This window comes from Halomonas sp. LBP4 (assembly GCF_003202205.1).
Classification (GTDB): Bacteria; Pseudomonadota; Gammaproteobacteria; order Pseudomonadales; family Halomonadaceae; genus Halomonas; species Halomonas flagellata.
This window is the reverse complement of sequence record NZ_PDOG01000002.1, coordinates 640,467-663,992: the sequence shown is the minus strand read 5'-3', so window position 1 is coordinate 663,992 and position 23,526 is coordinate 640,467. Positions and strand designations below refer to the sequence as shown.

Sequence of the window (23,526 nt, the reverse complement as noted above, 5' to 3'; positions counted from 1 at the left end):
CAACCAAGCGACCGAGGTCAGCGTCGTGCAGTTCACAGGCGGCATCTCCGCCGCCGGAGTCTGACCCCAGAGGGCCTCCCAGCTACGGCAACTCGCCTCGCCGACCGAACAAGGAGTTTTCCATGACCAACGCAACCGCAGCAGCCACCACCATGACCCAGACCTGGCAAACCCTCTGCACCCGAGCCGACCTGGTGCCCTTCTCCGGCGTCGCCGCCTGGGTGGAAACCGCCGACGGCCCCGCCCAGGTGGCCCTTTTCTACATTCCATGCGGCCCGAACACGCCGGCGCTCCCCGGCCACGAGCAGGAACTCTACGCCCTGGAACACCGCGACCCCTTCTCGGGCGCCAACGTCATTGCCCGCGGCATCGTCGGCGACGTGAAGGGCCAGCTCGTCGTCGCCTCGCCGATCTACAAGCAGCACTTCCGCCTCGCCGACGGCCAGTGCCTGGAAGATGACAGCGTGTGCCTGCGCACCTGGCCGGTGAGCTTCAAGAATGATCAGGTGATGATCAAGGCCTGAGGTTGGCCGCTCCCTGCCGCGAGGGATATGCTGGGTATCTGGCATGCGGGCAGGGAGCCACGATGAGCGAGCGAAAGCGTATCGATCTCGCGCTACAGGGCGGCGGCGCCCACGGCGCCTTCACCTGGGGCGTCCTCGACCACCTGCTCGAGGATCCGCGCATCGAGATCGAGGGCATCAGCGGCACCAGCGCCGGCGCCATGAACGGCGTGGTGATCGCCGATGCCCTGACCCATGGCGACGAGACCACGGCCCGCGAGGCCCTGCACGACTTCTGGTCCGCGGTGAGCCGGGCCGGCATGGCCAGCCCCGTCCGGCGCACGCCGCTGGACATGCTGACGGGCAACTGGAGCCTGGACCACTCCCCGGGCTACGTCGCCCTGGACCTGATGAGCCGGCTGGTCTCGCCCTACCAGTTCAACCCGCTGAACTTCAATCCGCTCCGCGACATCCTCGCCGAACGGGTCGACTTCGACCGTGTGCGCCGCTGCCCCGACCTCAAGCTGTTCGTCGCCGCCACCAACGTGCGCAGCGGCAAGCAGCGGATCTTCACCCGCGAGGAGATGAGCGCCGACGCCGTCATGGCCTCGGCCTGCCTGCCGTTCCTGTTCCAGGCCGTGGAGATCGACGGCGAGGCCTACTGGGACGGCGGCTACATGGGCAACCCGGCCCTCTTGCCGCTGATGGAGCGGTGCCAGTCGAACGATATCCTCATCGTCCAGATCAACCCCATCGAACGCCAGGAAGTGCCCACCACGGCCGCGGCGATCATGAACCGCCTCAACGAGATCACCTTCAACGCCTCGCTGATCAAGGAGGTGCGCATGGTGGCCATGTTGCAGGGCCTGCTGGCCGACGGCGACGTGGACATCGGCTGCTATCGCGACACCCTCTTCCACCGCCTCAGCGCCGACGAGGCCCTGGAGGGGCTATCGGTGTCCAGCAAGTTCAACGCCGAGTGGGCCTTCCTCTGCCGGCTGCGCGATCTCGGCCGGGAGGCCGCCGCGGGCTGGCTCGGCGCCCACTTCGACGATCTGGGCAACCGCTCCACCCTGGATGTGGAGAGCGTCTACCTGCACTGAGGCGGGCTCCCGTATCGGCGTAGCGTTGAAGGCCTCGACGGTAGGCCGGGAGCGGAGTCGGCATGCTAAGGTCAAAGATTCATAACATTGCCACAGAGGAGGCCCCAGCCCACGCAGGTGACACTGGCCACAGGGAAGCCATGCTGCCATAAGATGGCCAGTCTGCTGTCATATGACGGTCAGGTGTCAGTGCCAGTGTCGAAAGTGCCGTCTACTCAGGAGCGCTGCCCGATGGTACGACTCGACAAGAAAGCCAAGCGGCTCTACGTGCTGGACACCAATGTCCTGCTCCACGACCCCGCTGCCATCTACCAGTTCGAGGAGCACGAGGTGGTCATCCCCATGATCGTCCTCGAGGAACTCGACAAGCACAAGAACGGCCTGCGCGAGATCGCCCGCACCGCCCGCCAGGTCAGCCGCACCCTCTCCGACCTGACCAACCAGGTCTCCTTCGACGAGATTCAGCGTGGCATCCCCATTCCCCGCGCCGGCGGCGAGTCACTGGGGCGGCTGCGCTTCCTGTGCTATCCCGAGCCGGAAACCCTCACCCTCGACCACCTGGAGGACAGCCCCGACAACCGTCTGCTGGCCGAGACCTGCCGGCTGCGCGACGAGCGCCCCGACGCCTCGGTGATCCTGGTCACCAAGGACATCAACCTGCGCGTCAAGGCCGCAGCCCTGCGGGTGCCGGTGGAGGACTACCTGACCGACCGCGCCTTCAGCGACAGCGACACCATGATCGAGGGTGTGCAGATCTACCCCGATGCGGACAGCGGCGGCAACGGCCCCTGGGAGGCGCTCGAGGTGGATGTCGAGGTGGAACGTATCGATCATCACACCTTCTACCATCTGACCGGCCGGATGCCGAGCGACTGGCATGCGGGCATGCTGGTCTCCGACGACGACAACGGCGCCGCCTTCGAGGCCATCGTACGCGAGCTCGCCCCTCAACACGCACGGCTCCAGCTGCTTACCAACTACCGGCACAAGGCCAGCGTGTGGGGCGTGCACGCCCACGACAGCCGCCAGAACTTCACCCTCAACCTGCTGATGGACGATGACATCGACCTGGTGACCATCGCCGGCAGCGCCGGTACCGGCAAGACCTTCATGACCCTGGCCGCCGCCTTCCAGCAGACCCTGGACAGCAAGCGCTTCGAGCGCATCGTCTTTACCCGGGCACCGATCTCCATGAGCGAGGACATCGGTTACCTGCCCGGCACCGAGGAGGAGAAGATGTCGCCCTGGATGGGCGCCTTCCACGACAACATGGACAACCTGCTGCGCGACGAGGATGGCGGGAGCAGCTGGGAGAACGGCGCCACCCGTCAGCTGCTCGGCTCTCGGGTGCAGATCCGCGCCCCCGGGTTCATGCGCGGCCGCACCCTCAACGACACCTTCCTGATCATCGACGAGGCACAGAACTTCACGCCCAAGCAGCTCAAGTCGCTGGTTACCCGGGCCGGGCGGAACACCAAGATCGTCTGCCTGGGCAATGTCGGCCAGATCGACACCCCCTACCTGACCGCCAACACCTGCGGCATGGCGGCGGTGGTCCAGCGCTTCCGCGACTGGCCCCACGCCGGTCACGTCACCCTCAAGAGCGTCGAGCGCTCGCGGCTGGCGCTGGCCGGAGAGGAGATGCTGTAGTCGAGAGAGCCCCGGGGCCGGCCTGACATCGCGACGCCTGCGATCCGGTTGTCAGGCCAGCCCCCACAGGGCCACCGCCGCCAGGCGCGACACGAGCCGACATCCCGTCGGGTCAGCCGGAGGGGGTGTTGGCGGCCTTCTCGATCAACGCTTCACTATCGCTGCCCGGCCCCTGCTGCAGCACGGTCTCGGCCTCGTGATAGAGGCAGACGTAGCGCTTGCAGGAGGCACAGAACACCTTGTCGTCGGGATTCTTCACCTGGGAGACCCGCATGCGGTGGCTGCCACAGTTGGGACAGGCCACCGGCAATCGGAAATCGGTGGAAAGATCGGGCATGCTCGGCTCCTCCATGCAACGGCGGGAAACGAAGACCTCTTGTCCAGTCTCGGGGGTTATCCCGGGCCCTGCAAGGCATGCACACCGATCCGGCCGCGTCACCCTGCACCGTGGGACGCAATGGCAGGCCCCGGGCCGCAGATGCGGTTGCGACCCTCGCGCTTGGCATGGTAGAGCGCCTGATCGGCCCGGGAGAGTGCCCCGTCCAGGCTGCCGCCCGGCTCGAGGACGGTGATCCCGAGGCTCACGGTGAAGCGGAGCGTCACCCCATCCACCTCCAGTTCGATGGCCTCCACCGCCTGGCGCAACCGCTCGAGAATCTCCCGTGCCTGGTCGGGCTCGCTGTCGATCAGCATCACCGCAAACTCTTCGCCACCGATGCGGGCGAAGAGGTCGTAGGGTCGCAGGCTGTCGCGGCAACTCATGGCGAAGGACTGCAGCGCCAGATCGCCGGCCGCGTGGCCATGGGTGTCATTGAGCTCCTTGAAGTGATCCAGGTCGAGCATCGCCAGCGGCATCCGACGCCCATGACGCTCGGCAAGCGCGAGCACGGCTTCCCCCTGCTCGAAGAAGGCGCGCCGATTGAGCGCCCCGGTGAGCATGTCGGTACTAATCAGGCGCTGGACCTGCTGCTCGGCCTTCTTGCGTTCGCTGATGTCGATCAGCAGGCCATCCCAGAGGGTCTGGCCGTCCCGCTGCCGCCGAGGCAATGCCCTGCCCTCCAGCCAGCACACGCCGTCCGGCACGATCAGCCGGTATTCCATCCGCCAGGGTTCCAGGCTCACCGCCGACTGGGCAATCGACGCCGTGAGTTGATCGCGATCCTCGGGATGGACCCGCATGAGCAGCCGATCGGCATCGGCCATCACCGCTTCCGGGCTCAAGCCACAGAGCCGCTGCAGCCCCTCGCTGAGGTAGAGAAACTCGATGCGGCCGCTGACATCCTGGCGGGTCTGGAAGACCACCGCGGGCAGCCGCGACACCGTGCCCTGCAGCCGCTCGAGCAGCGCCTGGTCCTGCAGGTAGCGCTCGCGCGTCCGGGTGACGTCATGCAGGATGAGCAGTAGCCGTCGGCGGCCGTCGGGCTCCTCGAGCAGCGGCAACACGACGGTGTCCTGATAGCATCGCTCGCCATCGGCGCGGCGGCAGGCCAGCACCCCTTGCCATGGCTGGCCGCGGGTGGTGGCGAAGGACAACGCCTGCTGCAGGTCACCACGCAGCGGCTTGACGTCCAGGATGGTGACACGCCGCCCGAGCAGTTGGTCGGGCGGGTAGCCCGCATGGCGCTCGAAATCGGGGTTGAGCTGCTCCACCACTCCCGCCGCGTCGACCAGTATCACCGCCCCGGGGAAGCCGGCCAGCAGTCGGGCGGCGAGGCCCTCCTCGGCACTTCGCCGCCGATGGCGGGAGCGAGCCTCGAGGCGCAGCACCACCACCAGGGTGACGGCCAGCGCCAGCCCCGCGAGCCCCAGTGCCGCCCAGAAGCCGAACAAGGCACCGGAGGCGCCGACCATCAACGTCAGGGCGAGCACCGCCGTGGCGCCACGCGTCCACCGACGCCGCACCCGCTGACGATCCTTACCCATTTCCCTACGCCCTGCCCTGGCTCTATCCATGCGCCGTCTCTACCCCGGGGCTTTCCTGCAGACGAAAACGACCGGCCTCTGATGGGCCTTCTCGACCTACAGTACCCCAACTTCGGTGGCGAGGCATCCCGGTGCGACTGTCGACACGACCCTGGCCGCAGCGTCAGGCCGCGAGCCACAGCCCCAGGTTGAGCAGCCCCAGGCTGCCCAGCAGCAGCGCGACGTTCAGTCCCAGCAGCGGCACCAGCGACGAGAACTCGCCTGCCTCCACCTCGGCCGGCAGGCGCCACAGCCCCCTGACCAGCCACAGCATGGCGGGAGCCGCCAGCCACATCAGCCAGGCCTGCACAGGCAGCCAGCCCCCCAGCCAGCCCAGGGGGATCACCGCAAAGCCCGCGAGCAGCAGGGCCGCCACCAGGCGGGCCGCAGGGCGTGCGCCCAGCACGATGGCCAGGTGATGACGTCCGGCACGTCGATCGGGCTCGATGTCCGGCAACTGGTTGACCAGCAACAGGGCGCTGACCAGCAGCATCGGCACCAGCGAGGCGGCCAGCGCCGTGACCGAGAAGCCTCCGGTGAGCGCCTGGTGTCCCCCCACCACCATCAGGGTGCCGAACCCCACGCCGGGGGCCAGCAGGCAGAGCCAGGGGCGTCGGGTCAGCCAGCCGGTGTAGGCGACCACCAGCCCCAGGCCGATCAGGCCATGGAGGAGCATCACCGGCCCGGCACGCCACAGGAACCAGGCGCCGATCGCCACCACCCCGGCCAGGCAGGACAGCGCCGAGCGCCTCACCGCGCCGGCGGCCGCGGGATTTTCCGGCAGTGCGCCGCTGCCACCGGAGAAGGGGGTACGCGTCGTGGTGATGTCCAGGCCGCTGACGAAGTCGTGATGCTCGTTGAACAGGTTCACCGCGGCGTGGGCCAGCACGGCGGCGAGCATCACCAGCAGGATATCGAGCCCGGCGGGCGTCGCGCCGTCGAACCAGGCGCTGGTGACCGCCAGTCCGGCGCAGAGCGGTGCCAGCACCAGGAAGTTGGGACGGGTGCTGCGCCAGCAGGCGTGCAGGGTCGTGGCCATCGAGGGGGTCCCCGTCATGCTGGAGGCTCTGGCGTCGAGCGGGCGGGCCGAGTCCGAGGATTCAGTGGGCGAGCCGCTCGGAGAGCCACTGACCGATGTCCGCGACCTGCTGTGGGCAGACCGCATGGGCCATGGGATAGCAGCGGTAGTTCGCCGGGTAGCCCAGCGACTGGACCCGTTCGAAGCCGGCCTTGCCCAGTGCCTCGGGCACCACCGGGTCGAAACTGCCGTGGTGTACCTCGATGGGCAGGCCGCGGTTGGCCTCGGCCAGCTCGATGGAGTCAGCGGTGGCGAAGTAGGTCGACATGGCCAGCAGGCCGCCCAGCGGTTGCGCGAAGGAGAGCGCCGCCTGGTAGGCCACCGCTCCGCCCTGGGAGAAGCCAGCGAGGATGATCCGGCGGCTGTCGATACCTTGTGCGATCTGCTCGCCGATCAGCCCCTGGATGCGCTCCGCCGAGGCCATCAGCTGGGGCTCGTCGATCTGGCGGTCGAGGCTCATCTCCTTGATGTCGTACCAGGCCGGCATCACCATGCCGCCGTTGATGGTCACCGGCAGGCGCGGGGCATGGGGCAGGATGAAGCGCACGGCATCGTCGGTGGGCAAGGGGAGCGCCGGCACCAGCGGCTCGAAGTCGCTGCCGTCGGCACCCAAGCCGTGCAGGATGAAGACACAGGCGTCGGCGGGTCTGCCGCTGCGCGGCTCGATGATCAGTTCACCAGGGTTGCTCATGGCATCGATTCCAGGGCCAGTGAAAGGAGGCGGTTAAAAACCGATACCCTACCGCAATCGACGGACGGCGGCGAGGTGACGATCCGACTCAAAAGGGCCAGATCAGCGGGATCAGCATCAGCGCCACCGCCCCGGTGAGCAGGTTGAGCGGCCCGCCGAGGCGCAGGAAGTCGCTGAAATGGTAGCCTCCCGGGCCATGGACCATCAGGTTGGTCTGGTAGCCGATCGGCGTCAGGAAGCTAGCCGAGGCGGCGAACATCACCGCCACCACGAAGGGCATGGGATGGACCCCCAGGCTGTCGGCGCTGGCCATGACGATGGGGAAGGTGATCACGGCGGCCGCATTGTTGGTGACCAGGGCGGTGAGCAGGGCCACCAGCACATAGACCGCCACCAGCAGCGTCCAGGGGTTGCCATCGGCCAGGTCGAGGACGGCACCGGCCAGGACGGCCGCCGCCCCCGAGGCCTCGAGTGCGGCGCCTAGCCCGAAGGAAGCGGCGATTGTCAGCAGCACCTGGGCGTCGAGGCCGCGCTTGGCCGCCCCCACCGAGCAGCAGCCGGTCAGCAGCGCCAGGGCCGCCCCCAGCATGGCGGCATTCATCAGGCTCATCACCCCCAGGGTGGCCAGCAGCACCACGCTGCCGAGGATGCTCCAGGCCAGCCAGGCCTTCTCGTGCACCGGGCGCGCCGCCCCGTTGACCTGGCTGATCAGCAGGAAGTCCCGCGACTGGCGATGCCGTTCGATGAAGGGCGGCCGGGCCTCCAGCAGCAGCACGTCGGCGGGTTGCAGGCGCACCTGCCCCAGGTTGCCGACGACCCGCTCGCCACCGCGGCACACCGCCAGCACGGCGGCGCCGTAGAGGGTACGGAAATGGCCGTCGCGAATGCGCTGGCCGACGAACTGGCACTGGTTGGAGACCACCGCCTCGACCAGGCGGCGCTCCTTGAAGTCCTTCTCCAGGCTCGATTCGCCCTGGCGTGACGGCATCAGGCCGCGCACCTGCTGCAGTTCCACCGCGCCCTCGCTGGTCCCGGCGAAGACCAGCCGGTCGCCGCCCTTGAGTCGCTCTCCGGGGCCCACCACGCTGACCACGTTGCCATCGCGCTCGATCTCCACCAGGAACAGCTCCTGAAGGTGGCGCAGGCCGGCTTCCTCCACCGTGCGGTCGACCAGCGGACCGGAGGGATCGACTTCCATCTCGATGGTGAACTCGCGGGGGTTCTCGAAGACCGCCTCGGCCCCCCGCCGCGCCGGGAGCAGTCGTGGTCCCAGCAGCATCAGGTATAGCAGGCCGACCACGGCCACCGGCAGGCCCACCCAGGCGATGTCGAACAGCCCCATGGCAAGCTGAGGGTCACGGTCGATCAGCAGGCCATGCACCACCAGGTTGGTACTGGTGCCGAACAGGGTGATGGTGCCGCCGAGGATCGAGGCGAAACTGAGCGGCATCAGCAGGCGGTGGGCCGGCACGGCCACGCGCCGGCTCCAGCTCAGCACCGCCGGGATATAGGTGGCGACCACCGGGGTGTTGTTGAGAAAGCCGCTGAGAGAGGCCACCGGCAGCAGCAGGCGGGCCAGCGCCCGGCCCTCGCCACGGGGCCGCCCCAGTACATGGCGGATGATCAGGTCGATGCCGCCGGTCTCGCGAATGCTGGTCACCAGCACGTACATGAAGGCCACGGTGAACAGGCCGCTGCTGGAGAAGCCGGACAGCGCCTGATCGGCATCGATCACGCCCAGGGTCAGCAGCAGGATCACCGCCCCGAGCAGGATGATGTCGGGGCCGAGGCGGGAGAAGGCCATCAGCGGGAAGACAGCGATGACGACGACGAGGGAAATCCAGGCATCCAGCGGCATGGGGCATCCGATCACTCAGGAGGACAACCGGCCTATTGTGAACGCCATCGCATATTCTAAAAAGTTATTTTTAGAAATTCATCCATTCGATAATCGAATAACGCTGACTGTCCTCGCCACATACGAAAAAGGCCCGCTTTCGCGGGCCCTTCTCTACTGCCGGGAGGCAGTCACATCAAGATCGGATGGCGATTAGCCGATGACCTGGATGTTGGAAGCCTGGAGGCCTTTCTTGCCCTGGGTGACGTCGAAGGAGACCTTCTGACCGTCTTGCAGGGACTTGAAGCCTTCGGCCTTGATCTCGGAGAAGTGAGCGAACAGGTCGTCACCGTTGTCGTCCGGAGAGATGAAGCCGAAGCCCTTGGTGTCGTTGAACCACTTGACAGTACCGGTAGCCATTATCGAATTCCTCGAATAGCGTTTGATTTTGCCGGGAAATACCCGAGTTGCAGTGGGTAAAACAAGAAACTTTCACCGGGAGATCGACGCTATGAGCATTTCGATGACCGCTTGCGATGTTCCACTTGCTAACCAACTGCACGCAGCATGCCCCCTTGGCGGGCGCACGTCAAACACTATTTGCTCTGGATGACAGAATCGTTGCCGCCCTCGGACGGGGGCCTGGACATGCCGGAAGGGAAATCGTAAGGTGGCTAACAATCAAGACCGCCTTGTATACAAAAATTTCACCTAATCCCCCTGGCCACGCCCGATCAAGGTGGCCGGATCACCGATACGTTCGACTGCTCATGTCCATGACGCCATCGACAGCAAGGGAATCCTTGTCGGCAACACCTGCCCTCGAGGGCACTGCCTCCCGCCCGTTTCCCCGGCCCGACATAGAGGCTGCCCTGCGCGACAAGGGCGATCCCTGAGGCCACTCCCCGGCCGCCCTGCGGCCGGACTGCCAGCCCGTCACCCCGGCTGAGTGCCTGACAGCATCGGCACGGGGTCGGTGTGCGTTCCGCACCCCCGCCGGGCAGCGCTCCCCCTGCCGGCCATCGCCCGCGATGGTCAGACTCCACTCTGTGCCGACCGCATCACCGTCGGCGCACTGAATCACTGCGAGGACATCCGTGAACGATCCCGACTTCTATCAATTCTCCACCCTGACGGTATTGCTGCTGCTCGCCGCCTTCTACGGCGGGACCTACCTGCTGACCCTGACGATCCGCAAGCCTCAGGAAGATACCGACGCCTACATGGTCTCCAACCATCGCATCGGCTTCGGCATGGGTGCGGCCAGCATGACCGCCACCTGGATCTGGGCGGCCTCCTTTTACGCTGCCGCCACCTCCGGCTACACCTATGGCGTCTCCGGCCCGCTGCACTACGGCCTGTGGGGCGCCCTGATGATCCTGTTCATCTATCCCTTCGGCCGGCGGTTCCGCAAGCTGGCGCCCAACGCGCACACCCTGGGCGAGCTGATCCATGCGCGCCATGGCGCCTCGAGCCAGCTGATCCTGGCACTCTCCAACATACTGGGCAGCGTGATCAGCCTGATGGTCAACTTCACGGCCGCCGGCGCCCTGGTGGCCGTGCTCTCGCCGCTCTCCTTCCAGGCCGGGGTGATCATCGCCGGGGTCGGGGTGCTCGGTTACACCCTGTGGTCGGGCTTTCGTGCCTCGGTGCTCACCGACTTCGCCCAATTGGTGGCGCTGATGGCCATCGCCATCGTGATCATCCCGGCGGTACTGTTCGCCATGGGCGGGCCCGGCGCCATGGTGGCCGGTCTCGACAACCTCACGGCAGAACAATCCAACCTCTTCTCGATGACCGCCATCCTGGAACAGGGTGCCCCCTTCTTCGTGGCCGTACTGGCCTATGCCATCGGCAACCAGACCATCTCCCAGCGCCTGTTCGCGGTGAACGAGAATCACATCAAGCCCACCTTCATCACCGCCACCGTGGGCTACGGCGCCATCGTCATCGGCCTGGGCATGATCGGCCTGATGGCGCTGACACTCGGCATGGAGCCGATGAACGGTGACATGAACAACCTGATCCCGCAGATGGTATCGAGCTATCTGCCCCCGGTGTTCATCGGGCTCTTCTTCATCCTGGTGATCGGCTCGCTCTCCTCCACCGCCGACTCGGACCTCTCGGCGCTCTCCGCGATCATGATGGCCGACGTCTACGGCAAGAACATCGCCCGCGGCAAGGCGGACCCCAAACGCATGCTGCTGATCGGCCGGCTGACCATGGTGGTCGCCACCATGGTGGGAATCGTCTTCGCCAGCTTCTCCCTGGACATCCTGGTGATGCTGGTCTTCGTCGGCGCGCTGTGGGGCGCCATCGTCTTCCCGGTGATCGCCAGTTGCTTCTGGGATCGCGTGACCAATGCCGCCTTCACCACTTCGGTGCTGGTCGCCATGGGGCTGTTCTGTGTCGCACGCTTCGAGCTGGTACCGCTCGCTGGCACAGCGGGCCTGTTCTTCGAGGTGCTCGCCAGCATCGGTGGCGGGATCATCATCGCCCTGATGGTATTCGGCTTCTGCGGCAGGCGCCTGGGCGCCATCGCCGGCGTGCTGGCCGGCCTGGCCATGCTGGTCTTCGCCACCGGCTTCCTGCGCGACTACACCGTACTGCTGGCCTCCCTGACCGCCTACGGCGCCAGCACCCTGGTCTGCACCCTGATGAGCCTCGCCAGCCCGCAGCGCTTCGACTTCGACTCCATCCGCCAGCGGGTCGGTGACTACGACGACCACCAGGCCACGGACGAGCGCCCGGCCCCAGGTGGCGCCGCCCCGGCCTTCGCCGAGCAATACTAATTCCGTACCTGACCGGGCCGGCGGCTTTTGCCGGCCCCGACAACGACATTAAGGAGCATGCCTTCATGCAGACCCTGATCTACGGCAGTTACGTCCTCATCTGGCCCGCCCTGACCCTTGGGGTGCTGGCCCTGATCTGCCGGGCCGTGTGGCGCGACATGCGTGCCGCCGACGCGGATGAACGCGACCTGGTCTAGGAGCCTGTCGGACTTAACGCTGATCTACTACGAGAGCCGGTCTTGCGGCCAATTTCATTCGATCTGATTCGTTAAATGGCGGGCTATTCGCCTCATCAGATCGATAAACTTGGCTCGAAATCCGACTCTCTCGCGACGATCGGTCAAATCCGACAGGCTCCTAGGACCGGACAACCGCCCAGCGACACGACAACGGCAGGCCAAGGCCTGCCGTTGTAGTGTCTCGGCAGGAGAAGAGATCGCTACTCCCCGCCCAGGATCCAGCCCGCGGCCTTCTCGGCGATCATCAGCGTCGGCGAGTTGGTGTTGCCGCTGGTGATGGTGGGCATGACGCCCGCATCCACCACGCGCAGCCCTGCCACCCCGCGTACCCGCAGGCGAGCGTCCACCACCGCCATGGGGTCGTCGTCGCGCCCCATCCTGGTGGTGCCCACCGGGTGGAAGATGGTGGTGCCGATATCGCCCGCCAGGCGGGCCAGGTCCTCATCGCTCTGGTACTCCAGGCCCGGCTTGACCTCCTCGGGCGAATACTTCGCGAAGGCCGGCTGCTCGGCGATGCGCCGCGTGACCCGCAGCGAGTCCGCCGCCACCTTGCGATCCTCGGGGGTGCTCAGGTAGTGGGTGGCAATGGCCGGCGCCTGGCGCGGGTCGGCGCTCTTGATGCGCACCGTGCCGCGACTGGTCGGGTTGAGGTTGCACACGCTCGCCGTGATCGCCGGGAAGTCGTCCAGCGGCTGGCCGAAGGCTGGAAGACTGAGCGGCTGGACGTGGTACTCGATGTTGGGATGTTCGTACTCGTCGGAGCTGCGCGTGAAGGCACACAGCTGCGACGGCGCCATGCTCATGGGGCCGGAGCGCTTGAGCAGGTACTCGAGCCCGATGCCCGCCTTGCCGACCAGCGAGTTGGCCATGGTGTTGAGGGTCTTGGCGCCCGTCACCCGATACACCGAGCGGATCTGCAGGTGATCCTGCAGGTTCTCGCCGACCCCCGGCAGGTCATGGATCACCGGAATCTCGTGCTCACGCAGCAGGTCGGCCGGGCCGATTCCGGAGAGCTGCAGCAACTGCGGCGAGCCGATGGCGCCGGCGGAGAGGATCACCTCGCGGGCGGCCTGCACCGAGGTCGGCTTCCCGCCGCGTTCGACACGCACGCCGGTGCAGCGCGGCACACCGCCCTGGCCGGTCTCGCCCCCCTGTTCCAGCTCGAGCCCCAGCACCTGGGTGGAGTGCCACAGGGTGAGGTTGTCGCGCTTCTCGGCCCCGCGCAGGAAGGCCTTGGCGGTGCTCCAGCGCCAGCCCGACCGCTGGTTGACCTCGAAGTAGTCGACGCCCTCGTTGTCACCGCGGTTGAAATCGCGGGTACGCGGGATGCCGGCCTCCACGGCCGCGGTGGCGAAGTCGTCGAGCACCTGCCACTTGAGGCGCTGCTTCTCCACCCGCCACTCGCCGCCATGGCCATGGTAGTCGCGGTGGGCGGCATCGGCATCGCCGCCGGCATCCAGGCGATGATGATCCTCGTGCTTCATGAAGTCGGGCAGGCAGTTCTCCCAGCGCCAGGCGTCGTCGCCGGTGGCCTCGGCCCAACTGTCATAGTCGCGGGCCTGGCCGCGGATATAGAGCATGCCGTTGATGCTCGAGCAACCGCCCAGGGTCTTGCCACGCGGGTAGATCAGCGAGCGCCCGTTGAGGCCGGGGTCGGGCTCGGTGCGGAAACGCCAGTCCGTGCGCGGGTTGTCGATGCAGTAGAGGTAGCCCACCGGGATGTGGATCCAGTGGTAGTTGTCGCGACCGCCCGCCTCGATCAGCAGCACCCGGTTGGCCGGGTCGGCACTCAGTCGGTTGGCCAGCAGGCAGCCGGCGGTGCCGGCGCCCACGATGATGTAGTCGAATTCCTGCTCGGCCATGGCGTGCTCTCTCCCGATGGCCCGGGCTCGGCGAGCCGGGCCATTGCGTCGTTGCTGTGGCCGTGCCACGGAATCCAGACTACCGCGGCTCAGGCCAGGATCAACTGAGAAATTCCAACGCCAGATATAAGGTTAGCGAATAACAACCGTTCCCCGGCACTCACCTCACGCACGACCTTCGGCCCCTGTGCGCTGAGCTGCGTGGGGCGGCGCAACCGCGGCGAGGGGGCGGTGATCGCCACCGCCCTGGAGGTGCGGGAGACGGGTCTGGGGCAGCCGCTGACGACGGCTATACGCCCTTCACGCTGCTCAGCTTGCGGAAATGGCCACCTTCAGCACGCCGTCGCGCTGGGGCGAATTGCCGCCGTCTGACACCCAAAGGTCGAATTCATCGCCACCCGGCCGACAGGAAGGTGCCAGACTGACGACAGACCCCAGACGAATCGAACAAGGAGATACCCCATGACGACCCATACCGGCCTGCCAGCCGAGGCCGCGGTGCTGGAACAGCTGGAGAGCTGGACGGCCGCGGTACGCGACCGGGACATCGACGCCATCGTTGCCCACTATGCGCCGCACATCGTCGCCTTCGATGCAGTGGCACAGCTGCAGTTCAAGGGCGTGGAGGCCTACCGCCAGCACTGGCAGGCGTGCCTAGAGCTGTGCCCGGGGCTGATGGACTTCGAGCTCCACGAGGTCGTGCTCCACGCCGATGGCGAGGTGGCCTTCTGCCATGCCCTGCACCACTGTGGCGACACCAACGACAAGGGCGAGCCCCAGGTGGGCTGGCTGCGCATGACCAGTGGCTACCGGCGCATCGAGGGCCAGTGGAAGGTGGTGCATGAGCACTTCTCCGCTCCCTTCGAGATGGAGAGCGGCAAGGCGTTGTTCGATCTCGAACCCTGAGATTCGCTCCGGAACGGCTGAACGCGGCCCGGGGAACGGCTCCGGGCCGCGACGCACCTACTCCTCGAAGGTGGTGCACACCTCCGCCATGCGCGCGGGGGCGTGCTCCTCCGTATGGGTGACGGCTTCGCTCGCCTCGCCCAGTTCCACCCGCCACTGGTGGTCCTGGGACTTGGGATCACAGGCGCCGGCACTGCCGTCATTGAAGTTGGAGTCGATCCAGTAGTGCACCTCGTAACGCTGCCCGGCCTGCAAGGCACCGGGGAAATCGAAGGCGAAGGCCGGGTCTTCGTCGGCCGAGACGCTGCCGGCCTCCCGAGCCACCACCTCGCCGGAGTCGGCATCGACCAGGGCAACCTGGACGGCCTGGTCGGCATGGGGTCCCTGGAAGCTGGCATCGCCCTGGAAGCTCAAGTCGTGGCCATCACCGGCCAGGGCGGTGGCAACGGGCAACACGAGCAGCGCCAGGCCAAGGCGCCAGGCACAAGGAACGGATGGAGTCGTCATGGTATGTCTCCCGGAGAGGGTGCTGGTGAACAGGCAGGCCCTGTGGCCTCCTCCCAGCATAGTGTCCCCCACCACACCGTGCCTCCGTGTAGGGGCTTCATGTCGAAGCCGCTGCCCCGGCGACCTCGACCGTTCGGCAACCGGCCTCATATCACCGGCACACCGGTGACCCAGGCATGCAGATGGAAGGCGAAGAGATAGTAGGCCACCAGGCCGATCACCACCGTGATGGCGGTGCCGATCATGCCCGGTGCCGACGAGCTCGGCCGCGGACGACGGCGGGCGGCGCGGAAGTCGAACACCGCCCAGAGCAGGAAGGCGCCGAAGAAGACGATATCGCCCAACCGGCCGTTGGCCAGCAGGTGGGCGAAGGCCCAGAGCTTCACCGCCAGGATCATCGGATGACCGAGCTTCGCCTTGATGTGGTTGCCCGGCACATAGGTGGCCACCAGCAGGATGAAGGCGGGAATCATCAACAGCGCGACGGCGTGGCGTAGCCCGGTGGGTGGGAACCACACCCAGGTCGGGGCGAGGCGCATCTGCCCGTAGCCCCAGATCGCCAGGGCCAGGCCGACGACCGCGATCACCGAGTAGGCTCCCTTCCAGGGCACCTCTCCCCGACGCTGGATCTGGGTAGTACGCCAGTCGTCGGCGACGATGCGCACCGAGTGCACTCCCAGGAAGATCAACAGGCCGAGAATCATCACGGTCATGGGTGGGGCCTCCATCAGCAAAGGTTGAACGATACGCCAGCCTAGCCGCTCGCCCGGCGTCGCACCAGCGATGCCTCAGCCCGTCAGGGTCGTTCTCCCCGCCCGATGGTCGCGAGCCACGCCGTCACCTATCACTGGGGGAGCGCCCTCACGCTCACCCGGCCGCCTGCTTGCCGCCGGCCTGCTGCATCAGTTGCTCGAGAATCCTGCTGGCGTTCATCCTGCTCTCCTTGGCGTCATGATCGAGTAAAGGTCGAGGGAGCCTCGACAAGCATCACGTTGACCCGCCGCAGCCCGGCGAGTTTCGACATCCGTCGCCGTCCATCGCATCATGGCGGATAACGCCGACACCTGCCGATGCTATCCATGACCCTCGACACCACCCTGCTCAACCGACGCATGACCCATTTCGACGGCCACGAGAGCATCTGGCTGTTCGGCTACGGCTCGCTGATCTGGAAGGCGGACTTCCCCTTCCTGGAGCGCCGCCCGGCGCATATCCACGGCTGGGTGCGGCGCTTCTGGCAGGGCTCCCACGACCACCGCGGCACCCCGGAGGCACCGGGCCGGGTCGCCACCCTGGTCCGTGAGCCCGGTGCCATCTGCCACGGCATGGCCTATCGCATCGCCCCCGAGGTGCTGCGCCCCCTGGACGTGCGCGAGAAGAACGGCTACCTGCGCGAGGTCATCCGGCTCCATTTCGATGACGGCCAGGGCGAGGGGGAGAACGCCGAGGGGCTGGTCTATCTCGCCACCGAGGACAACGCCGCCTTTCTCGGCGAGGCACCGCTCGACGCCATCGCCGAGCAGATCGCCATGGCCCACGGCCCCAGTGGGCCGAATCGTGACTACCTGCTGAACCTGGCCCAGGCACTCCGCGACCTCGGCGTGGACGACCCTCACGTGTTCGCGCTGGCACGGCGGCTGCCCCACCCGGCACACGCCCCCGGCCCCTGAACCACGACCACGGAGAGGCCCCAGGCAAGCGCAGGGAACGCACATGGACAGGACACCAAAGCAGCACCCATCGACACGCCATCGTCAACGGCACACGGGGAGCGTGCGCTGATGGCGGGCCTGGAATGGTACCAGCTCGCCCTCATCGGCCTGATCTTCGTCTGGAGCGGCTTCGTCAGGACGAGCCTGGGCTTCGGCGGGGCGGTACTCTCCCTGCCGTTCCTGCTGCTGGTGCTGAACGAACCGCTGGTGTTCCTGCCGATCATCGCCGTGCACCTGATGATCTTCTCGAGCTGGATCGCCTGGCGCGGCCACCGGCAGCTGGTGGCCGAGAGCGAGGACGGCCGACCGGCCACCAGCAACATCGACTGGGCCTACCTGCTCAAGGCGATGAAGATCATGATCGTCCCCAAGCTGGTGGGGGTCGTGGGGCTGCTGACGCTGCCCGGCAACGTCATGACCAGCATCATCTTCGTGATCGTGCTGGTCTATGCGGTCGGCTATGTGCTGGACAGGCCGTTCCGCAGCAACCACCGCTACCTGGACTACGCCCTGCTGGCGATGGGCGGCTACGTCAGCGGCACCTCGCTGATCGGCGCCCCGCTGATCGTCGCGGTGTTCGCCTCGCATGTGGCCGCGCACCAACTGCGCGACACCCTGTTCGTGCTCTGGTTCATCCTGGTGGTGATCAAGATGGTGTCGTTCGTGATCGCCGGCGTGGACCTGCAGCTCGTCCACCATCTCTGGCTGCTGCCCTGCGCCCTGGTCGGGCATCTGCTCGGCGAGCACGCCCACCGGCACATGCTGGCCGGCAAGACGAACCGCTACTTCCGGGTACTGGGCGTGGTGCTGATCATCGTCAGCGTGATGGGGCTGCTCAGCCCCGCGGGGTGAGGCGCGCGGCCCGGCACTCGCCAAACCGCCGCCCTGCTGCTAATGATGAGGGTGTCATCCCCAGCGGAGGGTGAACCCAGTGCCCCAGCACGAAAAGACCATCATGGCCTTCGACGACCAGGGCCGCGAGTACATCATCGATGTCTTCGTCAGCGTCCGGGACATCAGCGACCTTCAACACACCGGCGCCACCCAGCGCGGGCTGCCCTCCTTCCGGACCCGGGAGGGCCACGAGGTCACCTACCTGGGCGGCGGCGAGTTCTCGGTCATGGTGCCGGGCGACGAGGTCGGCGTAACGGTCAGGACGGACGACCCAGAGTTCGTGTGAAGAGTTCGTGTGAACACCCGGCCGGCAGTGAGAGGGTCGTTTGCCGGGGGTACATCGAGGGCTTACGCTGAACGGCATGAGCGGCAGTCCCGATACCCCTTGTGAAGAGGCATGCCATGAGCAACAGGATCAAGGTGACCGCGCCACTGGTCATCCTGCACGGTGACGAGATGGCCCAGGTGGCCTTCGAGAAGATCCTCGAGAAGTTCGTGAGCTCACCCCTGGATATCAGGCTCGTGGAGATCGACCTCTCCGCGGAGCACCGGCTGCTCACCAACGGGCGGGCGGTGATCGACGCCATCGAGGCCCTCAAGCGGTACCGTGTGGGCGTGAAGAATGCCGGCATGACGGTCAATCGCGCGCAGTTGGGCGAGCTGCTCGCCAAGCACCCGGAGCTGGACGGCACCAAGTTGCATCCGCTCGCCACCAAGTCGCCCAACGGCGCTATCCGCAAGGGCATCGGCGGCAACATCACCCGCGAGGACATCCAGTTCCGCAACCTCCAGGTCAGGAGGCCCGACTGGGTCGGTCGCGACATCGAGGTCGACACCATGGAGCATGGCGGCATCAAGGAGAGCTTCAACGCGCTCTCCACTGCCACCGGCGTGATCAAGCTGATGTTCGTGGGCGCCAGTGGCGACCCGGTGGAGCTTCACCGCCGCGAGGTGAACAAGGGCGACCCCTGGCTGCTCGCCACCAACAACCTGGATGACGTCAAGGCCTGGGCCCACCACTTCTTCCAGCGCGCCATCGACGAGAAGCGCGATGCCTACCTGGGCCTGAAGGACACCGTGATCGCCGGCTACGACGGGGTGATGCGGGCCGCCATCGAGCGTATCTTCGAAGCCGACTACCGCCGGCAGTTCGAGACCCTGGGTCTCGAGTACCACTACGAACTGATCGACGCCCAGGCCGCGCGCCTCGTCGCCAACCCGCCGGAGCGGGTGCTGTGGGGCGTGCCGGACAACAACACCGGCCGCAAGCTCTACAAGCTCGTCAACCAGCTCAAGCAGCACGGCATCCCCAGCCGCAAGGCCCATGTCTCGCTGTCACGGATGAGTGCCGGCGGTGGCGACCAGTACGGCAGCTACAACATGCCCGCCGAAGAGGACGGCATCCTCAAGGTCGTCGTCGATGGCGACGAGAAGCACGCCCGGCGCGTCAAGAAGGGCGATCCCATCCTGCTGATGTCCAACGACCGCCAGGCGATCAAGGACTGGGTCGGCCAGGTGTTCCGCGACGCCTCGCGCAAGGAGAAGGAGGTCTACTTCGGCCTCAAGCGCGAGTACATGGAGTACGACGAGGTCTTCAGCACGGTGATCACCGAGGTGCGCCTCGAACTGGCCCAGGCCGATACCCCACCGCCCTCTTTCATGATCATGCGGCCCTCCAGCCAGCTCATCAAGATGATCACCGACCCGCCGCGCAATGCCCTCTACCCGGCGCAGAACCTCGACGGCGACATCTTCTCGGACATCTCCGCGGCGCTCGGCGGCAGCCTGGCCACCGCCAGTTCGATCATCGAAAGCCAGAGCGGCACCATGCTCTTCGAAGCCCCCCACGGCACCGCCCACGACCTCTACCTGAAGTACCTCGAGAGCGATGGCAAGGAGGCGCACTTCAACTCCTCGGCCCTGATCTACGCCGTGGCCAACGCCCTGGAGACGCTGGCCGAGCGCGAAGGCAACGACGCCCTGCTCGACTACGCCACCCGCCTCAAGGCGGCGCTGATCGACACCGTCGCCGCCGGCATCATCACCGGCGACCTCAAGGGCAAGACCACCGACCCGGACGCGGAGCAGGTCGTGGACATGCAGGGCTTCCTCGACGCCGTGGAAGCGCGCCTCATGGTTAGCCCGGGCAGCTAGGTGTACCAGACAGGCCTGGCAACTCGGCCGGAGCCTTACCCCGGCCGAGGCCTTATCCCCGCAGGAGAGGATTCGGCGCCTTTTTCGGCGACCGTGCTGCCATCGTCAGGATATTCGCGGGAATCCGCCAGGCACTGCCTCCACGACAACACCACCTACCCCGTCATTGGCGGGCAGCCGCCGGATCGCCTCCCCACCCATCTCGCCCAATCGATCACATCTTGAAAACGCGATCAATACAAAATGTTCCTCTATCTTTCGTCTAACAACTAGAACTATCACCCACTCGTCTCGAGAATCTTGCTAGAATCCCGCGCGTCTTGCAGGCGCCCCTGCCCTGGGCCACCCGCCTGGAGCGGCTCGGTCGGATCGTCCATGCACTTACCCGTGCCGGCTGCTCGACCGCCCGAGCTCCCGGCAGCGTGGCGCCTGCCCGCTCATTACAACTCCAGAGAGACGCTTCATGATCGCCACCGTCCAGAATCTCAGCCGCCCGTTGCTACGCCTGGGGCTGATCCCCCAGATCGCCATCGGCATCGTCTGCGGCATCCTGCTCGCCTCCGTCTCGCCCGAGGCGGCCCTGTCGGTATCGCTACTCGGCCAACTGTTCATCTCCGCGCTGAAGGCCGTCGCCCCGATCCTGGTGTTCGTCCTCGTGGCGGCGGCCATCGCCGGCCACCGGCAGGGCCAGCCCACCCATATCCGCTCGGTCCTGATCCTCTACCTGATCGGCACCCTGACCGCCGCCCTGGTGGCCGTCGTCGCAAGCTTCGTGTTTCCCACCACCCTGGCCCTGGACGTGCCCGAGGTCAGCGGCAACCCGCCGGGGGGCATCGTCGAGATCCTCAGGAACCTGCTGTTGAACGCCGTCACCAACCCGGTCAGCGCCCTGATGGAGGGCAACTTCATCGCGATCCTGGTGTGGGCCATTGGCCTTGGCATCATGCTGCGCCAGGCCAAGGAGAGCACCCGGGCGATGCTGAGCGACCTCTCCGACGCCGTGTCGAACATCGTCCGGATCGTGATCCGCTTCGCCCCGCTGGGCATCTTCGGCCTGGTCGCCGCCACCCTGGCGGAATCCGGCATGGGCGCCCTGCTCGACTATGGCCACCTGTTGATGGTGATCGTCGGCTGCATGCTGTTCGTGGCGCTGGTCACCAACCCGCTGATCGTCTACTGGCAGACCCGCCGCAACCCCTACCCGCTGGTCTTCACCTGCCTGCGCGGTAGTGCCATCACCGCCTTCTTCACGCGCAGCTCGGCGGCCAACATCCCGGTCAACCTGGAGCTGTGCAAGCGGCTGAAGCTGCACGCCGACACCTACGCGATCTCGATCCCGCTCGGCGCGACCATCAACATGTGCGGGGCCGCCATCACCATCAGCGTGATCACCCTCGCCGCCGCCCACACCCTGGGCATCGGCGTCGACTTCCCCACCGCCCTGCTGCTGTGCATCGTCTCCGCCCTGGCCGCCTGCGGCGTCTCCGGGGTGGCCGGCGGCTCGCTGCTGCTGATCCCCATGGCCGCCAGCCTCTTCGGCATCTCCACCGACGTGGCCATGCAGGTGGTGGCGATCGGCTTCGTGATCAGCGTGGTGCAGGACGCCACCGAAACGGCGCTGAACTCCTCCACCGACGTGCTGTTCACCGCGGCCGCCTGCCAGAACGATGAGCGCCGCCAGGCGTGAGCCGACGACGCCGGCCCCGCAGCCAACGGGGCCGGTGTACTTGCCCCCGTCAGCCGTACCGCTCCCCCCGGAGCGGCACGGCCGACGCGGAATCCCCCAAGCCCCGAGCCGGATCGTTCCCGGTGACTGGTCATGGCTCACCATGTCGAAACGCACCGCATTGACAGCAACACGGTTCGCCACTATGTTCCTTTTAAAGAACGTTCTCTAAAAGGAACACTCCGGGAGCCCCCGCCATGGACAAGCTTTCGCTCGGCACCCTCGGCCAGCACCTGCAGACCCTGCGACTCGCCCAGGGGTGGTCGCTGTCGCAGCTGGCCGCCGCCGCCGGCATCGCCAAGTCGAACCTGTCGCGGCTCGAACAGGGCAACGGCAACCCCACCTTGGACACCATCTGGCGACTGGCGGTGCAACTCAACGTGCCCTTCGGCACCCTGGTGGCGCCGATCCGCGTGCCGCTGGGCGAGGACGGCGTGGAGGTTCGGCTGCTCGACCAGGGCAAGGACACGCCCCAGGTCGACGCCTACTGGATGCGCTGCGCGCCCCACACCGTACGCCATGCCGAGGCGCATACGCCGGGGGCCCGCGAGTCGCTCACCCTCATCAGCGGGCGGCTGGAGGCCGGCCCGGAAGGCGCCGTCGAGACGCTCTCGGCCGGCGACACCCTCACCTTCGCCGCCGACCGGCCACACCTCTATCGCACCCAGGACGCCTGGGCCACGCTGCTGCTCACCATCGTCTACACCGGCCAAGGAGACACCCCATGAGCCAGCAAGCCACCCACGCCCTACCCCGCCCCTGGCTTGCGGGCCTGCGCGAGGCCATCCCGCTGCTCGGCGGCTATGTGCCGGTCGCCATCTCCTTCGGGCTGATCGCCATCCAGGCCGGCTTCAGCACCTGGGAGGCGGTGATCATCTCGACGCTCGTCTACGCCGGGGCCTCGCAGTTCCTGTTCGTCGGTATGGTCGCCGCCGGCGCACCGCTGTGGCTGGTGGTCGTCATGACGCTGCTGATCAACGCGCGCCACGTGGTCTATGCCCCCAACCTGGCGCCCTGGCTGACCACCAGCCGCTGGTGGCCCTGGCTGATGCACGGCCTGACCGACCAGGTCTTCGCCCTGGCCCACAGCCGCCTGCCGCAGCTGCCGGCCTCGCAACGCCTCGGCTGGTTCACCGGCGCCGCGCTGCTGGCCTGGGCCAGCTGGATCGGCGGCACCGCACTGGGTGCCGTGGCCGGCGAGGAGCTGATCACGCGCTGGCCGCTGCTCGGCGAGGTCATGCCCTTCGCCCTACCGGCCCTGTTCCTGGTGCTGGTGGCGCCGCGCTTCACCTCCCGGCGCTGGTCGCTGGCGCTGGGCAGTGCCATCGCCATCGCGGCGCTGCTCACCGTGAACGGGCTGACCAACGCCGCGATCCCCCTCGCCGCCGCCTGCGGGGCCCTGTGCTTCTACCTGGTGAAGTTCGACGTGACAACGCGAGGAGAACGAGATGAGTAGCGCACTCTGGCTGGCCGTGCTGGCCTCGGCGGCAGGCACCCTGCTGATGCGCCTGCTGCCGCTGCTGTGGATGCAGCGCCGTCTCCAGAAGTCCGCCAGTGAAGACGGCCTCGAGGCCATGCCCCAATGGCTCGGCATCCTCGGCCCCTTGATGATCGCCGCGGTACTCGGCGTCTCGCTGGTCCCGGCGACCACCGACGCCAGCTCCTGGCTCGCCACGGCGATCGGCGTGCTCGTGACCCTGCTCGTCTGGTGGCGACTGCGCTCGCTGGGCTGGCCGGTGGCGGCCGGCGTGGCGGCCTATGGGGTGGTGGTGACGCTACTCGGGTGAACCATCAACCGGCAATTGGACGGTACCAGGCAGCTCATCGCTACAGTTTCCCCCCACCCCGCCGATACCGCATTGACCAAATGGTCAACAAGAGCGCATCCGCCCTGTCGATGCGCGAGCCTG

General features: G+C 66.9%; 23 protein-coding genes. 14 read left to right on the top strand and 9 right to left on the bottom strand.

The genetic code is table 11. The features are described 5' to 3' along the window. The first annotated feature begins 122 nt into the window (after nt 1–122). The 3 genes from nirD to CR157_RS10105 all read left to right on the top strand — a co-directional run bounded on the left by nirD (nt 123) and on the right by CR157_RS10105 (nt 3,256). Entirely contained in the window at nt 123–524 is a 402-nt protein-coding gene (nirD, locus tag CR157_RS10115) for a nitrite reductase small subunit NirD (protein ID WP_110283390.1), read from the top strand. 62 nt (nt 525–586) lie between these two features. Continuing rightward, nucleotides 587–1,606 carry a patatin-like phospholipase family protein gene (locus tag CR157_RS10110; protein ID WP_110283389.1) on the top strand — a complete coding sequence of 340 codons (1,020 nt, stop codon included), beginning with the start codon at nt 587–589 and terminating at the stop codon, nt 1,604–1,606. Nucleotides 1,607–1,837: 231 nt separating this feature from the next. Next, entirely contained in the window at nt 1,838–3,256 is a 1,419-nt protein-coding gene (locus CR157_RS10105; protein ID WP_110283388.1) for a PhoH family protein, read from the top strand. Nucleotides 3,257–3,368: 112 nt separating this feature from the next. Here CR157_RS10105 and CR157_RS10100 read toward each other — a convergent pair whose 3' ends face one another. The 6 genes from CR157_RS10100 to CR157_RS10075 all read right to left on the bottom strand — a co-directional run bounded on the left by CR157_RS10100 (nt 3,369) and on the right by CR157_RS10075 (nt 9,244). Next, nucleotides 3,369–3,593, bottom strand: coding sequence for a hypothetical protein (locus CR157_RS10100; protein ID WP_110283387.1), 225 nt, complete (start codon nt 3,591–3,593; stop codon nt 3,369–3,371). A 98-nt stretch (nt 3,594–3,691) separates the two neighbouring features. Beyond that, nucleotides 3,692–5,179, bottom strand: a complete 1,488-nt coding sequence (locus CR157_RS10095) for a sensor domain-containing diguanylate cyclase (protein WP_181422025.1) — start codon at nt 5,177–5,179, stop codon at nt 3,692–3,694. Between the two features lie 163 nt (nt 5,180–5,342). After that, nucleotides 5,343–6,257, bottom strand: coding sequence for a prenyltransferase (locus CR157_RS10090; protein ID WP_110283385.1), 915 nt, complete (start codon nt 6,255–6,257; stop codon nt 5,343–5,345). 61 nt (nt 6,258–6,318) lie between these two features. Further along, entirely contained in the window at nt 6,319–6,987 is a 669-nt protein-coding gene (locus CR157_RS10085) for an alpha/beta hydrolase (RefSeq protein WP_110283384.1), read from the bottom strand. A gap of 88 nt (nt 6,988–7,075) precedes the next feature. Continuing rightward, nucleotides 7,076–8,845: an SLC13 family permease gene (locus CR157_RS10080; RefSeq protein ID WP_110283383.1), complete on the bottom strand. Its 1,770-nt coding sequence runs from the start codon at nt 8,843–8,845 to the stop codon at nt 7,076–7,078. A gap of 192 nt (nt 8,846–9,037) precedes the next feature. Further along, on the bottom strand, nt 9,038–9,244 hold the full coding sequence (locus CR157_RS10075) for a cold-shock protein (protein WP_040185674.1): 207 nt from the start codon (nt 9,242–9,244) through the stop codon (nt 9,038–9,040). 677 nt (nt 9,245–9,921) lie between these two features. Between CR157_RS10075 and CR157_RS10070 the strand changes: the two genes are divergently transcribed. Then, on the top strand, nt 9,922–11,616 hold the full coding sequence (locus CR157_RS10070) for a sodium:solute symporter family protein (RefSeq protein ID WP_110283382.1): 1,695 nt from the start codon (nt 9,922–9,924) through the stop codon (nt 11,614–11,616). Nucleotides 11,617–11,681: 65 nt separating this feature from the next. Then, nucleotides 11,682–11,813 (top strand): putative transporter small subunit, encoded by a 132-nt coding sequence (locus CR157_RS22825; RefSeq protein WP_219999922.1) that lies wholly within the window; start codon nt 11,682–11,684, stop codon nt 11,811–11,813. A 242-nt stretch (nt 11,814–12,055) separates the two neighbouring features. On the opposite strand, the gene CR157_RS10065 is transcribed toward CR157_RS22825, so the two are convergent. Further along, nucleotides 12,056–13,717, bottom strand: a complete 1,662-nt coding sequence (locus tag CR157_RS10065; protein WP_110283381.1) for a GMC family oxidoreductase — start codon at nt 13,715–13,717, stop codon at nt 12,056–12,058. A 462-nt stretch (nt 13,718–14,179) separates the two neighbouring features. Here CR157_RS10065 and CR157_RS10060 point away from each other — a divergent pair, with 462 nt between their 5' ends. After that, nucleotides 14,180–14,623, top strand: coding sequence for a YybH family protein (locus tag CR157_RS10060; RefSeq protein ID WP_110283380.1), 444 nt, complete (start codon nt 14,180–14,182; stop codon nt 14,621–14,623). Between the two features lie 57 nt (nt 14,624–14,680). Here the strand turns inward: CR157_RS10060 and CR157_RS10055 are convergent, their stop codons facing one another. Further along, entirely contained in the window at nt 14,681–15,130 is a 450-nt protein-coding gene (locus CR157_RS10055) for a hypothetical protein (RefSeq protein WP_258364129.1), read from the bottom strand. A gap of 146 nt (nt 15,131–15,276) precedes the next feature. Further along, nucleotides 15,277–15,843 carry an NnrU family protein gene (locus CR157_RS10050; protein ID WP_110283379.1) on the bottom strand — a complete coding sequence of 189 codons (567 nt, stop codon included), beginning with the start codon at nt 15,841–15,843 and terminating at the stop codon, nt 15,277–15,279. A gap of 366 nt (nt 15,844–16,209) precedes the next feature. Here CR157_RS10050 and CR157_RS10045 point away from each other — a divergent pair, with 366 nt between their 5' ends. From CR157_RS10045 to CR157_RS10010, 8 genes are all read left to right on the top strand, one after another. Then, nucleotides 16,210–16,800 (top strand): gamma-glutamylcyclotransferase, encoded by a 591-nt coding sequence (locus tag CR157_RS10045; RefSeq protein WP_110283378.1) that lies wholly within the window; start codon nt 16,210–16,212, stop codon nt 16,798–16,800. A 111-nt stretch (nt 16,801–16,911) separates the two neighbouring features. Further along, nucleotides 16,912–17,694 carry a TSUP family transporter gene (locus CR157_RS10040; protein ID WP_110283377.1) on the top strand — a complete coding sequence of 261 codons (783 nt, stop codon included), beginning with the start codon at nt 16,912–16,914 and terminating at the stop codon, nt 17,692–17,694. Nucleotides 17,695–17,773: 79 nt separating this feature from the next. Continuing rightward, entirely contained in the window at nt 17,774–18,022 is a 249-nt protein-coding gene (locus CR157_RS10035; protein WP_146218667.1) for a hypothetical protein, read from the top strand. A 116-nt stretch (nt 18,023–18,138) separates the two neighbouring features. Continuing rightward, nucleotides 18,139–19,890 (top strand): isocitrate/isopropylmalate family dehydrogenase, encoded by a 1,752-nt coding sequence (locus CR157_RS10030; RefSeq protein WP_110283376.1) that lies wholly within the window; start codon nt 18,139–18,141, stop codon nt 19,888–19,890. Between the two features lie 463 nt (nt 19,891–20,353). Beyond that, nucleotides 20,354–21,577, top strand: coding sequence for a serine/threonine transporter SstT (gene sstT, locus CR157_RS10025; protein WP_110283375.1), 1,224 nt, complete (start codon nt 20,354–20,356; stop codon nt 21,575–21,577). A gap of 236 nt (nt 21,578–21,813) precedes the next feature. Next, on the top strand, nt 21,814–22,344 hold the full coding sequence (locus CR157_RS10020) for a helix-turn-helix domain-containing protein (protein ID WP_110283374.1): 531 nt from the start codon (nt 21,814–21,816) through the stop codon (nt 22,342–22,344). Further along, entirely contained in the window at nt 22,341–23,072 is a 732-nt protein-coding gene (locus tag CR157_RS10015; RefSeq protein WP_110283373.1) for an AzlC family ABC transporter permease, read from the top strand. The genes CR157_RS10020 and CR157_RS10015 overlap by 4 nt, the downstream gene beginning before the upstream one ends. Next, nucleotides 23,065–23,403, top strand: coding sequence for an AzlD domain-containing protein (locus tag CR157_RS10010; protein WP_110283372.1), 339 nt, complete (start codon nt 23,065–23,067; stop codon nt 23,401–23,403). Before CR157_RS10015 ends, CR157_RS10010 begins: the two co-directional genes overlap by 8 nt. The last annotated feature ends 123 nt before the right edge of the window (nt 23,404–23,526 follow it).

Excerpts from the sequence above, each read along its gene's own strand:
- CR157_RS10110 (WP_110283389.1), top strand. The coding sequence starts at position 587 with ATGAGCGAGCGAAAGCGTATCGATCTCGCGCTACAGGGCGGCGGCGCC.
- CR157_RS10085 (WP_110283384.1), bottom strand. The coding sequence starts at position 6,987 with ATGAGCAACCCTGGTGAACTGATCATCGAGCCGCGCAGCGGCAGACCC.
- CR157_RS10095 (WP_181422025.1), bottom strand. The coding sequence starts at position 5,179 with ATGGGTAAGGATCGTCAGCGGGTGCGGCGTCGGTGGACGCGTGGCGCC.
- CR157_RS10090 (WP_110283385.1), bottom strand. The coding sequence starts at position 6,257 with ATGGCCACGACCCTGCACGCCTGCTGGCGCAGCACCCGTCCCAACTTC.
- CR157_RS10050 (WP_110283379.1), bottom strand. The coding sequence starts at position 15,843 with ATGACCGTGATGATTCTCGGCCTGTTGATCTTCCTGGGAGTGCACTCG.
- CR157_RS10040 (WP_110283377.1), top strand. The coding sequence starts at position 16,912 with ATGGCGGGCCTGGAATGGTACCAGCTCGCCCTCATCGGCCTGATCTTC.
- CR157_RS10010 (WP_110283372.1), top strand. The coding sequence starts at position 23,065 with ATGAGTAGCGCACTCTGGCTGGCCGTGCTGGCCTCGGCGGCAGGCACC.
- CR157_RS10030 (WP_110283376.1), top strand. The coding sequence starts at position 18,139 with ATGAGCAACAGGATCAAGGTGACCGCGCCACTGGTCATCCTGCACGGT.
- CR157_RS10055 (WP_258364129.1), bottom strand. The coding sequence starts at position 15,130 with ATGACGACTCCATCCGTTCCTTGTGCCTGGCGCCTTGGCCTGGCGCTG.
- CR157_RS10065 (WP_110283381.1), bottom strand. The coding sequence starts at position 13,717 with ATGGCCGAGCAGGAATTCGACTACATCATCGTGGGCGCCGGCACCGCC.
- CR157_RS22825 (WP_219999922.1), top strand. The coding sequence starts at position 11,682 with ATGCAGACCCTGATCTACGGCAGTTACGTCCTCATCTGGCCCGCCCTG.
- CR157_RS10060 (WP_110283380.1), top strand. The coding sequence starts at position 14,180 with ATGACGACCCATACCGGCCTGCCAGCCGAGGCCGCGGTGCTGGAACAG.
- CR157_RS10020 (WP_110283374.1), top strand. The coding sequence starts at position 21,814 with ATGGACAAGCTTTCGCTCGGCACCCTCGGCCAGCACCTGCAGACCCTG.
- sstT (WP_110283375.1), top strand. The coding sequence starts at position 20,354 with ATGATCGCCACCGTCCAGAATCTCAGCCGCCCGTTGCTACGCCTGGGG.
- CR157_RS10015 (WP_110283373.1), top strand. The coding sequence starts at position 22,341 with ATGAGCCAGCAAGCCACCCACGCCCTACCCCGCCCCTGGCTTGCGGGC.
- nirD (WP_110283390.1), top strand. The coding sequence starts at position 123 with ATGACCAACGCAACCGCAGCAGCCACCACCATGACCCAGACCTGGCAA.
- CR157_RS10080 (WP_110283383.1), bottom strand. The coding sequence starts at position 8,845 with ATGCCGCTGGATGCCTGGATTTCCCTCGTCGTCGTCATCGCTGTCTTC.
- CR157_RS10100 (WP_110283387.1), bottom strand. The coding sequence starts at position 3,593 with ATGCCCGATCTTTCCACCGATTTCCGATTGCCGGTGGCCTGTCCCAAC.
- CR157_RS10075 (WP_040185674.1), bottom strand. The coding sequence starts at position 9,244 with ATGGCTACCGGTACTGTCAAGTGGTTCAACGACACCAAGGGCTTCGGC.
- CR157_RS10045 (WP_110283378.1), top strand. The coding sequence starts at position 16,210 with ATGACCCTCGACACCACCCTGCTCAACCGACGCATGACCCATTTCGAC.
- CR157_RS10105 (WP_110283388.1), top strand. The coding sequence starts at position 1,838 with ATGGTACGACTCGACAAGAAAGCCAAGCGGCTCTACGTGCTGGACACC.